14 protein-coding genes are annotated in these 14,303 nt (G+C 60.9%); 7 read left to right on the top strand and 7 right to left on the bottom strand.

The window, feature by feature from the left end:
* Positions 1-16 precede the first annotated feature (16 nt).
* Both F568_RS0110895 and F568_RS0110890 read right to left on the bottom strand, forming a co-directional pair.
* Complete coding sequence (locus F568_RS0110895) at positions 17-793, bottom strand: AraC family transcriptional regulator (RefSeq protein ID WP_019018759.1); 777 nt, start codon at positions 791-793, stop codon at positions 17-19.
* 108 nt (positions 794-901) lie between these two features.
* Positions 902-1,102: a hypothetical protein gene (locus tag F568_RS0110890; RefSeq protein WP_019018758.1), complete on the bottom strand. Its 201-nt coding sequence runs from the start codon at positions 1,100-1,102 to the stop codon at positions 902-904.
* Between the two features lie 241 nt (positions 1,103-1,343).
* Between F568_RS0110890 and F568_RS0110885 the strand changes: the two genes are divergently transcribed.
* Positions 1,344-2,699, top strand: coding sequence for an 8-oxoguanine deaminase (locus tag F568_RS0110885; protein WP_019018757.1), 1,356 nt, complete (start codon positions 1,344-1,346; stop codon positions 2,697-2,699).
* Between the two features lie 77 nt (positions 2,700-2,776).
* Positions 2,777-4,126, top strand: coding sequence for a uracil-xanthine permease family protein (locus F568_RS0110880; protein WP_019018756.1), 1,350 nt, complete (start codon positions 2,777-2,779; stop codon positions 4,124-4,126).
* A 69-nt stretch (positions 4,127-4,195) separates the two neighbouring features.
* Here F568_RS0110880 and F568_RS0110875 read toward each other — a convergent pair whose 3' ends face one another.
* Both F568_RS0110875 and F568_RS0110870 read right to left on the bottom strand, forming a co-directional pair.
* Entirely contained in the window at positions 4,196-4,864 is a 669-nt protein-coding gene (locus F568_RS0110875) for a DUF2182 domain-containing protein (RefSeq protein ID WP_229804104.1), read from the bottom strand.
* A 131-nt stretch (positions 4,865-4,995) separates the two neighbouring features.
* Positions 4,996-5,628, bottom strand: coding sequence for a DUF1326 domain-containing protein (locus F568_RS0110870; protein WP_019018754.1), 633 nt, complete (start codon positions 5,626-5,628; stop codon positions 4,996-4,998).
* Between the two features lie 302 nt (positions 5,629-5,930).
* Here F568_RS0110870 and F568_RS0110865 point away from each other — a divergent pair, with 302 nt between their 5' ends.
* The 5 genes from F568_RS0110865 to F568_RS0110845 are packed head-to-tail and all read left to right on the top strand — an operon-like array spanning position 5,931 to position 12,537.
* Complete coding sequence (locus F568_RS0110865) at positions 5,931-7,100, top strand: isovaleryl-CoA dehydrogenase (protein WP_019018753.1); 1,170 nt, start codon at positions 5,931-5,933, stop codon at positions 7,098-7,100.
* A gap of 12 nt (positions 7,101-7,112) precedes the next feature.
* Positions 7,113-8,720: a carboxyl transferase domain-containing protein gene (locus tag F568_RS0110860; protein ID WP_019018752.1), complete on the top strand. Its 1,608-nt coding sequence runs from the start codon at positions 7,113-7,115 to the stop codon at positions 8,718-8,720.
* A gap of 12 nt (positions 8,721-8,732) precedes the next feature.
* Positions 8,733-9,563, top strand: coding sequence for an enoyl-CoA hydratase-related protein (locus tag F568_RS0110855; RefSeq protein WP_019018751.1), 831 nt, complete (start codon positions 8,733-8,735; stop codon positions 9,561-9,563).
* Positions 9,560-11,617, top strand: a complete 2,058-nt coding sequence (locus tag F568_RS0110850) for an acetyl/propionyl/methylcrotonyl-CoA carboxylase subunit alpha (protein WP_019018750.1) — start codon at positions 9,560-9,562, stop codon at positions 11,615-11,617. Before F568_RS0110855 ends, F568_RS0110850 begins: the two co-directional genes overlap by 4 nt.
* A 20-nt stretch (positions 11,618-11,637) precedes the next feature.
* The gene (locus tag F568_RS0110845; protein WP_019018749.1) at positions 11,638-12,537 is read left to right on the top strand and encodes a hydroxymethylglutaryl-CoA lyase; all 900 of its coding nucleotides are present in this window, start codon (positions 11,638-11,640) and stop codon (positions 12,535-12,537) included.
* A 184-nt stretch (positions 12,538-12,721) separates the two neighbouring features.
* Here F568_RS0110845 and F568_RS24950 read toward each other — a convergent pair whose 3' ends face one another.
* The 3 genes from F568_RS24950 to F568_RS0110830 all read right to left on the bottom strand — a co-directional run bounded on the left by F568_RS24950 (position 12,722) and on the right by F568_RS0110830 (position 14,257).
* Complete coding sequence (locus F568_RS24950; RefSeq protein WP_156817410.1) at positions 12,722-13,477, bottom strand: hypothetical protein; 756 nt, start codon at positions 13,475-13,477, stop codon at positions 12,722-12,724.
* A 79-nt stretch (positions 13,478-13,556) separates the two neighbouring features.
* Positions 13,557-13,874 (bottom strand): hypothetical protein, encoded by a 318-nt coding sequence (locus F568_RS0110835; RefSeq protein ID WP_019018747.1) that lies wholly within the window; start codon positions 13,872-13,874, stop codon positions 13,557-13,559.
* Positions 13,871-14,257 (bottom strand): hypothetical protein, encoded by a 387-nt coding sequence (locus F568_RS0110830; protein ID WP_019018746.1) that lies wholly within the window; start codon positions 14,255-14,257, stop codon positions 13,871-13,873. Before F568_RS0110830 ends, F568_RS0110835 begins: the two co-directional genes overlap by 4 nt.
* Positions 14,258-14,303 lie beyond the last annotated feature (46 nt).

Here is a 14,303-nt window from a genome sequence, read left to right as displayed (position 1 = left end):
CAGGCACATCGTGCATTCAATGATCGAGACCGCGACGCTGCGTGGAAGGCGCCACGCCGAAGGCGCGCCGGTATGCGCGGGAGAAGCTTCCCTGATCGCGAAAGCCGACTAACGTGGCAATCTGCCCCAGGCGTTGGCCACTGGTTTCAATCAGCTCACGGGCATGAGCCAGACGTCGCTGCTGCACATATGCCAGCGGTGTCATGCCGGTATGCTCACGAAAACAGGCATGAAAATGGCCGGGGCTCAGAGCGCATAGGCTCGCCAGGTCATCGACCAGAATTGCCTCGCCGAGGTGCGTGTCGATGAAGTTGTCCAGGCGCTTGAGGTCAAGCCGGGAGCGTGCACGCGCCTGAAGCGGTGAGGCAGGTAGCACCTCGTCGTGCAGATTGAGGTAGATAGCTCTCAGAATCAGCGTCGCGATCTCGGTATGCAACGCCATGTTCTGTTCTACCTGGGGGAGAAGACCATTCGCCAGTTGATAGAGCGCCACCGGGACTTCGAAGAAGCGTGGGCGCTCGAAGAGACGGCCCACCTCGTCGGCGCAGGAAGTCAGCCCCAGATTGGCCAGTGGGATATCCATTACCAAGGTACGGTTGGCACCATCACCCACGTATTCGTGATGGTAGGTCGAGGGTATCAGGCAACCCCGCTCACGCGTGATGCGCTCCCCCCGTCCCTCGATCTGCAGCTCCGTGACACCCGATGTCGCCAGGACCAGCTGGTGATAAGAATGCTCATGGGCGATGTACTGCTGCATCAGCGTGCAGGTACGCAAATTGAAGAAGGACATGGTCTTGTTGTTATCGGTAGCCGTTGGGATACGTCCTTCACCATACCCCTGGTCAGCAAGATCTGGAAGCCTCGCGTGGGGCGGCAGGCGCTGCCGCCCCGAACGACCTCAGCAACGCCCTTTCTTGGCCTGCCCCGGTGGGCAGAACTTGCCCTTGTCGTGATCGCGATGATCACGATGATCGTGGTCATGATGACCGTCGCCCACCTCGATGATCGGCTCGGGATCGATACGCGCCGGGGTATAGCTGCAACCACCCACGACCACACCCAGGGAAAGGACGGCGGAAATCAGTAAAAGTGGGCGCATTGGCTCCTCCTTCTTCTTAGTCAGTCGTGAAGCTTAATGAAAAAGAGCACCCTACGTAAGTTGCATCGGTAAATGACCCACATCGCTTGACAATCGACACTGTGATGGACAATTTTGGTATACAACTTCAGTACACAAAAAACACCTCCGGCAGAAAAGCAAGGCACCTGAACCGCAACAATGCGGGTAACCCTTCGACGTTGAAGGCAACAAGGAGGTGCCCAATCGCCGAGGAGACACCATGACCGAGACTGCACGTACCCTGTGGATCCGCCACCCGCTGGCCTGCGCCGATGAACGCGCCGCCGGCGGAGTGGTGATTGCCGGGACACGCATCGTGGAAGCCGTTCCCGCCGGTGGTCAGCCCAGCCAGGCGGTGGACGAAACCTTCGATGCCTCACGACACGTCTTGTTGCCGGGACTGGTCAACACGCACCACCATTTCTATCAGACGCTGACCCGCGCGTACTCTCCCGCCCTGAACAAGGAGCTTTTCCCCTGGCTGACCACCCTCTACGACGTGTGGGCCAACCTGGACGAGTCGCAGCTGGCGCTGGCCAGCGAGCTGGCCATGGTGGAACTGCTCATGTCCGGTTGTACGACGGTGGCCGATCACCATTACGTCTTCTCCGGCGCGCTGCTCAATGCCATCGACCAGCAAGTCGAGACTGCCCGCCGGCTGGGCGTACGCGCTGCCCTGACCCGCGGCTCGATGAGCGTCGGTCGTGATGACGGCGGGCTCCCGCCCCAATCGGTCGTGCAGGACGAGCAGACGATCATCGACGACAGCCAGCGCCTGATCGAGCGCTATCATGAGCGCGGTGACGGCGCCATGGTCACCCTGGCCTTGGCGCCCTGCTCGCCGTTTTCGGTCAGCCGTGAGCTGATGCAGGAAAGCGCTCGCCTGGCCGAGATGCATGACGTCCGCCTGCATACCCACCTGGCGGAAACCGAGGACGAAACCGATTACTGCCAGCGCCTGTTCGGCATGCGCCCGCTGGATTACCTGGAGGATTGCGGCTGGCTCTCGAACCGGAGCTGGTTGGCCCACGGCATTCACTTCAATGACGATGAGGTTCAGCGCCTGGGCCGGGCGGGCACCGGTATCGCCCATTGCCCGTCGTCGAACATGGTGCTGGGCTCGGGCATGTGCCGCACACTGGAGCTCGAGGCCGCCGGTGCGCCGGTGGGGCTGGCCGTGGACGGCTCGGCCTCCAATGACCACTCCAACCTCGCCGGGGAGATGCGTCAGGCCATGCTGCTCGGCCGCCTGCGCTACTCACCAAGCGAGCTCACTCACGATGCCGTGATTCGTTGGGCCACGCGCGGTTCCGCCCGTTGTCTGGGGCGTGACGACATCGGTGGACTGGAGCCCGGGCAGCAGGCCGACCTGGCACTGTTCAGACTGGACGAGCTGCGTTTCTCGGGCGCCGAGAATCCCTTGGCTGCGCTGCTGCTTTGCGGTGCGCATCGTGCCGACCGGGTAATGGTCGCCGGGCGCTGGCGTGTCGTCGACGCCCTGCCCTGCGATGTGGATCTCGAGGCATTGATGGCCAGGCATGACGAGGCGGCACGCCGATTGCGCGCCGCTCTGTAGTTTCGCGATGTGGCCTGAATATTGCATCGCGACCAGCTTCAACAACAACGCTTTGAAAACAACAATGGAGAGCCACGATGTCCACTCCCGCATCCGAGCAGTTGCAGGCCGATCCCCCTCGGGTCCGCAGTACCCACGACGTCAATGCCATGCCGCCCCTGAGGCGTGCCGTCCCGCTGGGGATCCAGCATGTCTTGGCGATGTTCGTCAGTAACGTCACCGTGCCGATCATCATTGCCGGCGCGGCGGGCCTGTCGGAGGCCCAGACAACGATGATGATCCAGGCGGCGATGTTCGTCGCCGGGGTCGCCACGCTGGTGCAATCGCTGGGCCTCGGCCCGATCGGCGCACGCCTGCCGATCGTCATGGGCACCAGTTTCGGTTTCGTACCGGTGCTAATTCCCATTGCCGTGGGCATGGGCGTTCCGGCCGCGTTGGGGGCCGCCTTGTGTGGAGGGATTGCGATGGCCCTGGTGGGGCTGTTCCTGCCCTACGTGCGCTTCCTGTTCCCCCCGGTGGTGACCGGCGCGTTCGTGATCATGATCGGCGCCCTGCTCATGCCGGTGGGCTTTGCCTATGTTGGTGGTGGCTTCGGGGCGCCGGATTTCGGCGCCCCGCACCACCTGTTGCTGGCCGGGCTGGTCATGGCGATCACCATTGGCCTGCATCAGTTCGGGCGCGGCATCTGGTCGGAAACCGCACCGCTAATCGGCCTGGTGATAGGCTTTATTGTTGCCGTGGTGTTCGGCTACGTGGATTTCTCCAGCGTGGGCAAGGCTGCCTGGTTCTCGCTGCCGGTGCCCTTCGCCATAGGCGTGGAGTTCCACCTGAGCGCCATCCTGCCGGTGGTGCTGCTTGCCGTGGTGACCTGTGCCGAGTCGATCGGTGATATCGTCGGCACCACGGTGGGCGGCGCGAACCGCGAGCCTACCGAAAAGGAACTCTCCGGCGGCGTAATGGCCGATGGCCTGGCCAGTGTCTTCGCAGCGATCTTCAATGCCTTCCCGCAGATCAGCTTCAGCCAAAACGTGGGCATCGTGGCTCTGACCGGCGTCGTCAGCCGCTACGTGGTCGCCATCGGTGGTGCTTTCCTGGTCATCGCCGGCCTGTTCCCCAAGCTGGGCGGATTAATCTCCGGCATTCCCAACGCCGTGCTGGGCGGTGCAGTGCTGATCATGTTCGGCATGATTGCGAGCGCCGGCATCAAGATGCTTAGCGGCATCGACTTCAACAAGCGCAATATGCTGATCCTGGCTCTGGCGCTGGCTACCGCCCTCGGCCTGCCGGCACAGGAAGGCCTTTACGCCGGATATTCCGACAACATCAAGGCCATCATCGAGTCCGGCCTGATACCGGGGGCGCTGGTCGCCATCGTACTCAACCTGATCCTGCCGCATAGCGAAAAGGTGATGCGCAGCGACGTCTGATAACCCTCCTGCCAATGCCCAGGCCCCGGTTGCACGCACCGGGGCCAACTGCGACGCCTTGAAAGCAACTCAGTAAAGCGTCAACAGGATGACGCTACCCCACGTCACCAATACAGCGCCGATGACCCGCCCCACCCAATGCCCGGCGGGTATCATCTTTTCCGCCAGGACCAGCAGCGCTAGCCCGGCGATCCACGCCAGGTTCATGACCCCGCCGACGAATAGCAACAGCATGAGCATCCAGCAGCACCCGAGACAGTACACGCCGTGTCGCAACCCCATCGTGAACGCGCCATGCAGCCCCTCACGCCAGTGCATGAGCACGAAGTCCAGGGGTGAGCGGCAATGCCTGAGACAGGCATGCTTGAGCGGCGTCCACTGGTAGATACCGGCAGCGACCAGTACCGTGCCCGCCATGGCCGTGCTGGTTGCCTGCATCATCGGTGAGAGCAGCGCCGCCCTTTCCAAGGCGAACTGCAGCGCGACAGCGGCCAGGCTGAATGCTGTCCAGACCGAGATATACCCCAGCGCAAACGTACCCGATACAACCATGCGCCGCGCAGGGGTCTGCCGCGCCCCGGCAATGGTGGCGAATAGCAGCAGCATGGGCGCAGCGCCAGGCAACATCATCGCCACCATCATGATGGACCACATCAGGAACATCATCAGCGCATGAGCCGGCGTCCACGCTGAAGGAGGCATGGCCATCTCGCCCGCATCGCCTGTCATTCCCGTCATGACGCCTGCTCCTGCCAACAGGTAGGCCCAGCACAGGACGACGGTGATCAATAGCGCGGATGTGAAGAGGACCCGATCGTGTCGTAGCGCTCTTTCGAATACTGGAACCGCCATTACCGATCTCGCTTACATTATGCTTCAACCCCCTCGGGCGTCTGCACCACATGCGCAAGCGTGCTATGCGACCCCTGCGTGGAGAACGCAATCGCTCCACTGCTCTGGGTGGTGGCGCAAGCGATCTCGCCCGTGATGTGCTCGAACCCTTCCGGCATGACGACCCGGATACGGTGGGGCTTGTCGGTCACTGGGTTCCTGATCGGCTCCACGTCGCTTTCGAGTACCCCGGGAATAGACAGGCTTGCAGTTCGCGCTGATTCATCGAACTCGAACGTCACGGGGGCGAAGATCGGATCGTGCATCTTGTTCACGATGAGACTGAAGATATGAAACAGAGTCCCTTCCGCCGAGTGCTTTCCCGACATGATCTCGAACAACGCCTCACGCTGTTCCGGGCTGGCGCGTTCATCGATGATCGGTTGTGCCTGGCCGTTTCCCTCATGTAGCGGCCCGGGGAATTGCACGACCACGAAGAAACTCAGATCGTTCAGGTGAGTATTTTCGTAGTGACCCTTGGTGATATGCATACCCAGCAGACCTTTGCATTCACCGTTCGTCGGTCGAGCGTTGAAGTCGCATGGGCAACCGAACGCGCAGTTGCAGTTCTTGAGCCACTCCCCTTCGAGACGCCAATCTACTTGTGCCATGATCGAAACCTCCCCCGACGCAGGGTCGAGTCGCCAACACTCGGCGCGGTCGGAGCATGTTGTTGTCAGGATCGATGAGCCTTGCACCCATCATTGTGAGTATAGCTCCGCCCCCTCCTCCCTGAGCGACCCGGACATGCCAATTCTGGCCATCGCTGCGCCGGAGATTCTGCATAGTTGCGACCAAAGCTCTACTTTACGTTAACGTAAACCCTTCCTATGCTGCTCCTCATAAATAATCGCGAGAACCGCATCCTCTGCGACAACTCGGCTTGCGAAACACAATATTCAGGAGCTCAGTCATGCACGCCCCCTACACACCCCTCGATTTCGGCCTTCCCGACGAGCTGACCATGCTGCGTGATCACGTCAGCGCCTTTGCCCGCGACGAGATCGCCCCACGGGCCGCGCAGATCGACCAGGACAACGTCTTTCCCAACGACCTGTGGCAGAAATTCGGCGACATGGGCCTGCTCGGCATTACCGTGCCCGACGAGGACGGCGGCAGCGGCATGGGCTATCTCGCCCACTGTATTGCCATGGAGGAGATCTCGCGTGCCAGCGCCTCGGTGGGGCTGTCGTACGGCGCGCATTCCAACCTGTGCGTCAACCAGATCAAGCTCAACGGCAGTGCCGAGCAGAAGGCCAAGTACCTGCCCAAGCTGATCAGCGGTGAGCATGTCGGCGCACTGGCGATGTCCGAACCCGGCGCCGGCTCCGACGTGGTCTCCATGAAGCTGCGCGCCGAGAAGCGCGGCGATACGTACGTGCTCAACGGCAACAAGATGTGGATCACCAACGGCCCGGATGCCCATGTGTTGGTGGTCTATGCCAAGACCGATCCCGAGGCAGGTTCCAAGGGCATCACGGCGTTCGTTATCGAGAAGGATTTCCCCGGCTTCTCCACCGCCCAGAAGCTCGACAAGCTGGGCATGCGTGGCTCCAATACCTGCGAACTGGTGTTCGAGGATTGCGAGGTACCGGCGGAGAACATCCTCGGCGAGGAGAACCGCGGCGCCAAGGTGCTGATGAGCGGGCTGGATTACGAGCGTACCGTGCTCGCTGCCGGCCCCATCGGCATCATGCAGGCGGCCATGGACGTGGTGGTGCCCTACATTCACGAGCGCAAGCAGTTCAACCAGGCCATAGGCGAGTTCCAACTCGTGCAGGGCAAGGTGGCCGATATGTACACCACGCTGAACGCCTGCCGCGCCTACCTGTATGCCGTGGCCGGCGCCTGCGACCGCGGCCGGACCTCACGCAAGGACGCCGCCGGTGTGATCCTCTACTGCGCCGAGAAGGCCACCCAGGTCGCGCTCGACGCCATCCAGTTGCTTGGCGGCAACGGCTATATCAACGAGTACCCCACCGGACGCCTGCTGCGTGACGCCAAGCTGTACGAGATCGGCGCCGGCACCAGCGAGATTCGACGCATGCTGATTGGGCGCGAACTCTTTAATGAGTCGGCATAAGGGCGACGAAACATGGCTATTCTGACGACCCAGATCAATCCGCGCACCGAGGCCTTCCAGGCCAACGAGGCCGTGATGCGTGCCGAGGTCGAGCGGCTGCACGCATTGACCGCGAGCATCGCCCGGGGCGGCGGCGACAAGGCTCGCGAACGCCACGAATCGCGCGGCAAGTTGTTCGTGCGCGACCGCATCGAACACCTGCTCGACGAGGGTGCACCGTTTCTGGAAATCGGCGCCCTGGCCGCCCACGAGGTTTATGGCACCGAGGTGCCTGCTGCCGGCGTGGTGGCCGGTATCGGCCGGGTGAGCGGCGTCGAGTGCGTCATCGTCGCCAACGACGCCACGGTCAAGGGCGGCACCTACTTCCCGCTGACCGTGAAGAAGCACCTTCGCGCCCAGGAAATCGCCCGCAAGCACCGCCTGCCGTGCATCTACCTGGTCGACTCCGGCGGCGCGCACCTGCCCCACCAGGACGAGGTGTTCCCCGACCGCGACCACTTCGGGCGTATCTTCTACAACCAGGCCACGCTCTCTGCCGAAGGCATTCCACAGATCGCCGTGGTGATGGGCTCGTGCACCGCCGGCGGCGCCTACGTTCCGGCGATGGCCGATGAATCGATCATCGTGCGTAACCAGGGCACCATCTTCCTCGGCGGCCCGCCGCTGGTGAAGGCCGCCACCGGCGAGACGATCAGCGCCGAGGACCTGGGCGGCGCCGATGTGCATGCCAAGGTCAGCGGTGTGGCCGATCATTATGCCGACAACGACGCCCACGCCCTGCAACTGGCACGGCGCGCCGTGTCACGCCTCAACTGGCAGAAGCGCGGCCAACTGGCGATGAAGGCCCCCAAGCCGCCGCGCCTCGATCCCCGAGAGATCTACGGCATCGTCGGCACCGACCTCAAGAAGCCCTACGACGTACGCGAGATCATCGCCCGGCTGGTCGACGACTCCGACTTCGACGAGTTCAAGCGCTACTACGGCGACACCCTGGTCACCGGCTTCGCGCATTTGCACGGCCACCCGGTGGGGATCATCGCCAACAACGGCGTGCTGTTCTCGGAGTCCGCGGTCAAGGGTGCGCACTTCATCGAGCTGTGTGCACAGCGCAAGATTCCGCTGGTATTCCTGCAGAACATCACCGGCTTCATGGTCGGTTCGAAGTACGAGCAGGAAGGCATCGCCAAGCACGGCGCCAAACTGGTCACTGCGGTGGCCTGCGCCAAGGTGCCCAAGTTCACGGTGCTGATCGGTGGCAGCTTCGGTGCCGGCAACTACGGCATGTGCGGACGCGCCTACGAACCCAACCTGCTGTTCATGTGGCCCAACGCACGCATTTCGGTGATGGGCGGCGACCAGGCCGCCAACGTGCTGGCTCAGGTCAAGCGCGAACAGCATGAGCGCAGCGGCACCGACTGGAGTGCCGACGACGAAGCCGCCTTCAAGGCGCCGATTCGCGAGCAGTACGAGCATCAGGGTCACCCCTACTACGCCAGTGCCCGGCTGTGGGATGACGGCGTGATTGACCCGCTGCAGACCCGCGATGTGCTGGGGCTGGCATTGGATGCTGCCATGAATGCAGAAATCGAAGAAACGCGCTTCGGCGTGTTCAGAATGTAAGGAGCACCCGACATGGCTAACGATTCCTTTTGTCGGCTGAACATCGACGAGCGCGGCGTCGCCTGGCTGACCCTGGCGCGCCCCGACGTGCACAACGCCTTCGACGATGCGCTGATTGCCGAACTCAATCGGCATCTCGACCGCCTGCACGACGCCGCCGGGCGTGGCGAAGTACGTGTGGTGGTGCTGGGCTCGGAAGGCAAGCACTTCTCCGCCGGGGCCGACCTGAACTGGATGAAGCGCATGATCGAGTACAGCGTCGATGCCAACCTCGACGATTCCCGCGAACTGTCGCGCATGATGCACCGCCTCGACACCCTGCCCTGCCCGACCGTGTGTCGCGTGCAAGGCGCAGCCTACGGCGGCGCCGTCGGGCTGGCGGCGGGCTGCGACCTGGTCATCGCTTCCGAAGCGGCGCGCTTCTGCCTCTCCGAGGTCAGGATCGGCCTGTCGCCAGCAGTCATCAGTCCCTACGTGCAGCGCGCCATCGGCCAGCGTCAGATGCGCCGCTATGCGCTGACCGCCGAGGTCATGGACGTGACCACCGCCCAAACGCTGGGGCTGGTCCATGAAGTGACCGGCAAGGAAGAACTCGACAAGCGCGTCGCGGTGTACGTGAACACCCTGCTCGACGCCTCGCCGCAGGCCAGCCGTGCGACCAAGGCCCTGCTCGCCGAGGTGGCCCGCGCTCCCGACAGCGAAGCGACCCGCGAGCGCTGCTGCCAGGTCATCAGCGAGCTGCGCGTCAGCGCGGAAGGCCAGGAAGGCCTGGGCGCGTTCTTCGACAAGCGCCCGCCCGCCTGGACGCCCCACCAAGACAACGACAAGGAGCCGGGTGCATGAGCCTCGCCAACGCCCCCAAGTCGCTTGCGACGGTCCTCGTCGCCAACCGCGGCGAGATCGCCTGCCGCGTGATCCGCACTGCCCGCCGCCTGGGCCTCAAGAGCGTGGCGGTCTATTCCGACGCCGATGCCGACGCCCGCCACGTGCGCGAGGCCGACGAGGCCGTACGCCTGGGCCCGGCCCCGGCACGCGAGAGTTACCTGAACATTGATGCCGTGATCGAAGCGGCCCGGCGCACCGGCGCCGACGCCATCCACCCCGGCTACGGCTTCCTCTCCGAGAACGCCACCTTTGTCGCCGCCTGCGAGCAGGCCGGTATCATCTTTGTCGGCCCGTCGGCCAGCGCGATTGCCGCCATGGGCGACAAGTCCGCCGCCAAGGCACGCATGGAATCCGCCGGCGTCCCGCTGGTGCCCGGCTACCACGGCGATAACCAGGCGGATGATTATCTGAAAGCCGAGGCCAATCGCATCGGCTACCCGGCCCTGCTCAAGGCCAGCGCCGGCGGCGGCGGCAAGGGCATGCGCGTGGTCGAGCGTGGCGAGGACTTCCAGGCCGCCCTCGACGGCTGCCGCCGCGAGTCCCGGGCCGCGTTCGGTGACGACCGCATGCTGATCGAGAAATACCTGACCCAGCCACGCCACGTCGAGGTACAGGTGTTCTGCGACAGCCAGGGCAACGGCGTCTACCTGTTCGAGCGCGACTGCTCGGTGCAGCGCCGCCACCAGAAGGTACTCGAAGAAGCCCCCGCTCCGGGCATGAGCGAGGCCCTGCGCCGCGAGATGGGCGAGGCCGCAGTGCGTGCCGCCAAGGAAATTGGCTACGTGGGTGCCGGTACCGTCGAGTTTCTTTTGGATGCCGATGGTCGCTTCTACTTCATGGAAATGAACACCCGCCTGCAGGTCGAGCACCCGGTCACTGAAATGATCACCGGCGAGGACCTGGTCGAATGGCAACTGCGCGTGGCCGCCGGCCTGCCGCTACCCAAGGCGCAGGATGCACTGACGATCAGCGGCCATGCCTTCGAGGCACGCCTCTACGCCGAGGACCCCGAGCAGGACTTCCTGCCCGCCACGGGCACGCTCGAGCGCTTTGGGCTTGACCTGACCGGCGCGGGGCTGGACGCCGAACGCGTGCGGCTCGACAGCGGCGTCGAGGCAGGCGATGCGGTCTCGATGCACTACGACCCGATGCTCGCCAAGCTGATCGTGCATGGCGACGACCGCGACCAGGCCCTGGCCACCCTCAACCGTGCGCTGAGCGCGCTCGACGTGGCCGGCGTAATTACCAACCGCGCCTTCCTGCAGCGCCTGGCCAGCCACCCCGCGTTCAAGCAGGCCGAGCTCGACACCCGCTTCATCGAGCATCACCACGACAGCCTGTTCGCCGCCCCGCGTCTCGATGCCCAGGCCTATGCGGCAGCGGCACTGGTGGCTATCGACCGGCTGCAGAACGAGGCCAGCGCCGACTCCCCCTGGGCACGCCGCGACGGCTGGCGGCTCAACGCCCCGGCAGCCATCCGCATCGCCCTCACCGACCCGGCCCATGCCAGCGACGATGCCGACAGTGACGCCATCGTCACCGTGCTGGCCGAGCGACCGATCACCGACAACGACTGGCGCCTGCGCATTGGCGGCGACACCCTGACCGGCCGCCTGCAACGCCTGAAAGGCGACGCCGTGGCGATCACCCTGGACGGGCACCGCCGCCGCCTGCTGGCCCGAATCGAGCGTACCATCCATGGTGATATCCTCATCCTGGGCGACGCCCAGGGCGAGACCCGCCTGTTCTGGCGCCGCCTCGATGCCGTAGATCACGGCCATCACGAAGTCGACGCCACTCTCACTGCGCCCATGCACGGCACCGTAGTGGCGCTGCTCGTCGAGCCCGGCCAGGCCGTCGAGAAAGGCACACCGCTGATGGTCATGGAAGCGATGAAGATGGAGCACACCCTCAACGCCCCCGCCGATGGCCATGTGGAGAGCTTCCACTTCAACTCAGGCGATACGGTGGGACAGGGAGATGTGCTGCTGGAATTTCAGGCAGGTGAATAACGCGAGGAAAGGAGACGAATATGGCTTTCCCCCATTCCGTCAGGCTGGTTGAGGTTGGCCCCCGCGACGGCCTGCAAAACGAACCCGAGCCGATCAGCACCGCCACCAAGCTGGAGCTGATCGACCGCCTCGGCGCGGCAGGCATCCGGCATATCGAAGCCGCCAGCTTCGTCTCGCCCAAGTGGGTGCCGCAGATGGCCGACCACCGCGAGGTGATAACCGGCCTCACCCACCGGCCCGGCGTGGTCTACTCCGCCCTCACTCCCAACCTCAAGGGGCTGGAAGCAGCACTGGAATGCGGCGTCGAGGAAGTCGCCGTGTTCGGCGCCGCCAGTGAAGCCTTCTCGCAGAAGAACATCAACTGCTCGATTGCCGAATCACTGCAACGCTTCGAACCGGTACTGGAACGCGCCAAGGCCGCCAACGTGCGCGTGCGCGGTTACGTCTCCTGCGTGCTCGGCTGCCCCTACGAAGGCGAGATCGAGCCGACCAAGGTCGCCGACGTCTCGAAAGCGCTGTATGAGATGGGCTGCTATGAAGTCTCCCTCGGCGACACCATCGGCACCGGTACCCCACTCAAGGCCAAGCGCATGATCGAAGCCGTAAGCCGCGACATTCCCATAGAGAAGCTCGCCGCCCACTTTCACGACACCTACGGTCAAGCACTCGCCAACCTCTACGCCGTGCTGGAAGAAGGCATCGCCGTGATCGATAGCTCCGTCGCCGGCCTCGGCGGCTGCCCCTACGCCAAAGGCGCTTCCGGTAACGTGGCAAGCGAGGATGTGGTGTATCTGCTCGATGGGTTGAGAATCGAGACGGGAATCGATTTGGACGAGCTGGCGGGAACCGGCACTTGGATCACCCAAGCGATTGGGCGGCCGAACCGGTCGAAGGTGGGCGTGGCGCTGGCGGCGAAGTAAGCGCACCTGAATCAAATAAACCAAGTCAGTGAGCTTAACTGCACCCCGAAAGTTGGGCCCCCATCCGACCTTCGGGGGTTGATAGTGGTTAACGCTAAGCTCAATAGCCGAGCATTGGCGCGTCATTTTGCTCTGCAAAATGCGTGGCATCGCGAGGTCTATTGCAGCGTCTTGTTATGCGTGACTAATTTATGAACTTTCGAAACTCAATATTTTGCTGCCGCCTTTCTTCTGGTAGCAATTGTCGATACATAAATTCTGAAACATTAAAAATTTTCGCGACTTCCAAAAGCGCTTTTGGAAGAGAAATGACCTCTGCTTTATGTGCTTTTTCTAAGAAATCCAAATTGGCAAAGAAAAAATCAGGCTGTTTCTTTACTATTTTGAGCATATCTTTCAAAGAAAGGTCTAACCCCCGAGGAGGATTGTATTTTCCTTTTGCAAATTGAACTTCAAGCCTTAGCTTTTGTGAATTAGGCTTCAAGAAAAAGTTATTCAACTCAACCATAGACATTCTTTTATCTTTATCCGGGATAGCTTGAACTGTTTCTGGTCGCATGTTTTCAATAGTAGAAGCATCCCCGTTAATCGGAAATAAAAATGCAAAATTGCTTTTATTGCGCTCCATCAGATCGACATTTCTATCAACGCAACCAACATCTAATAATATTTTGTCTAATCTAACTTGATGATGCCTCCTATTAAGTTCTGGCCCAAAAGCTACTGTGACTCTTTTAACATCACCATATTTTTTAACTAGCTTGGTAATATCACTAATTTTTAATTGCCCAGAATCATGAACTAAAACACAAGCGTCGTTGCACTCATAAACAGAAATCAAACATGACTGTATACCACCAGTGTAAAAGCCGTAATACTCACAACTGCCGGATTCAATAACTCCAGCGGCGTCCTGTGTTATTTCAATAATATTTTTCAATTCATAAATCCTTATTTAAACTATTTACTTTTACCAATAATGCGGGTTAGACGCATAACGCTGCCAGCAGAGGCGCGCGTTAGCGCGTCCTGCTGCCTGGCCTTGTTAAATTGAAAGGCATTTTTAGGCGACTACTGTTTTTACGAATAACATCTAGTAGTATCAGGTCTTCTTCTTCCTTTGCAGTTTCAAAAGTGCAGAACACTCTTATAAATTTACTTCTAATCACGAATATCTTTTCGTCTGGAGAAGAAATTTTTATAAGCTTACCAGAGCTAAAAAGTTCCTCTTTTGTTGTCGCCTCTAGGCGAGCAAACAAAGCAAAGACAGACTTCTGGTCTTCCTGATTCAGTTTTTTAACTGCTTTGTTGAACTGCTCGGTGATTAGAATTTTCACTGTGCACCCTCCCCGAACAGTTTTTTAAACGACTCCGTTTCTTTTTCAAGTTGCTCAACATTACCCTCTTTTATTAGCTTTCGAGCTCTTTTTGCGCTTTCTTCCGCAACTCTATTTCTTAGACTTGCTTCGTACTGCTTAGGGGTTAACCCTCTTATCAGAAGCCGGTCATGGCGTGACAAAGCAACTTGATAAAAGCAAAGCAGGATTGTGCAGATCAGGAGAAGATAGAATGACGGCTTTTCACTGACTAGATTCCATTCAATGTCAGAACCACTGGCTATTTCTACAACCAAAGAGCTAGCAAATACACTAGAACCCGCCATAAGCAATAGAGGCAAGAAAGCTCTTACCCATGGATTTCTTAAAAAGAACTCTTCCACTCGATGGACTTCCTTAGCTCTGTGCTCAATTTAACGCCCAAAGCAG

It is taken from the genome of Modicisalibacter luteus DSM 23508 (genome assembly GCF_000378505.1).
GTDB lineage: Bacteria > Pseudomonadota > Gammaproteobacteria > Pseudomonadales > Halomonadaceae > Modicisalibacter > Modicisalibacter luteus.
The sequence above is the reverse complement of the archived record's forward strand: the minus strand, read 5'-3'. Positions and strand labels throughout refer to the sequence as shown.

Coding starts and splice junctions, on each gene's coding strand:
- F568_RS0110875 (WP_229804104.1), bottom strand. CDS start 4,864: ATGACGGGAATGACAGGCGATGCGGGCGAGATGGCCATGCCTCCTTCA.
- F568_RS0110895 (WP_019018759.1), bottom strand. CDS start 793: ATGTCCTTCTTCAATTTGCGTACCTGCACGCTGATGCAGCAGTACATC.
- F568_RS0110850 (WP_019018750.1), top strand. CDS start 9,560: ATGAGCCTCGCCAACGCCCCCAAGTCGCTTGCGACGGTCCTCGTCGCC.
- F568_RS0110870 (WP_019018754.1), bottom strand. CDS start 5,628: ATGGCACAAGTAGATTGGCGTCTCGAAGGGGAGTGGCTCAAGAACTGC.
- F568_RS0110845 (WP_019018749.1), top strand. CDS start 11,638: ATGGCTTTCCCCCATTCCGTCAGGCTGGTTGAGGTTGGCCCCCGCGAC.
- F568_RS0110890 (WP_019018758.1), bottom strand. CDS start 1,102: ATGCGCCCACTTTTACTGATTTCCGCCGTCCTTTCCCTGGGTGTGGTC.
- F568_RS0110880 (WP_019018756.1), top strand. CDS start 2,777: ATGTCCACTCCCGCATCCGAGCAGTTGCAGGCCGATCCCCCTCGGGTC.
- F568_RS0110885 (WP_019018757.1), top strand. CDS start 1,344: ATGACCGAGACTGCACGTACCCTGTGGATCCGCCACCCGCTGGCCTGC.
- F568_RS0110855 (WP_019018751.1), top strand. CDS start 8,733: ATGGCTAACGATTCCTTTTGTCGGCTGAACATCGACGAGCGCGGCGTC.
- F568_RS0110860 (WP_019018752.1), top strand. CDS start 7,113: ATGGCTATTCTGACGACCCAGATCAATCCGCGCACCGAGGCCTTCCAG.
- F568_RS0110865 (WP_019018753.1), top strand. CDS start 5,931: ATGCACGCCCCCTACACACCCCTCGATTTCGGCCTTCCCGACGAGCTG.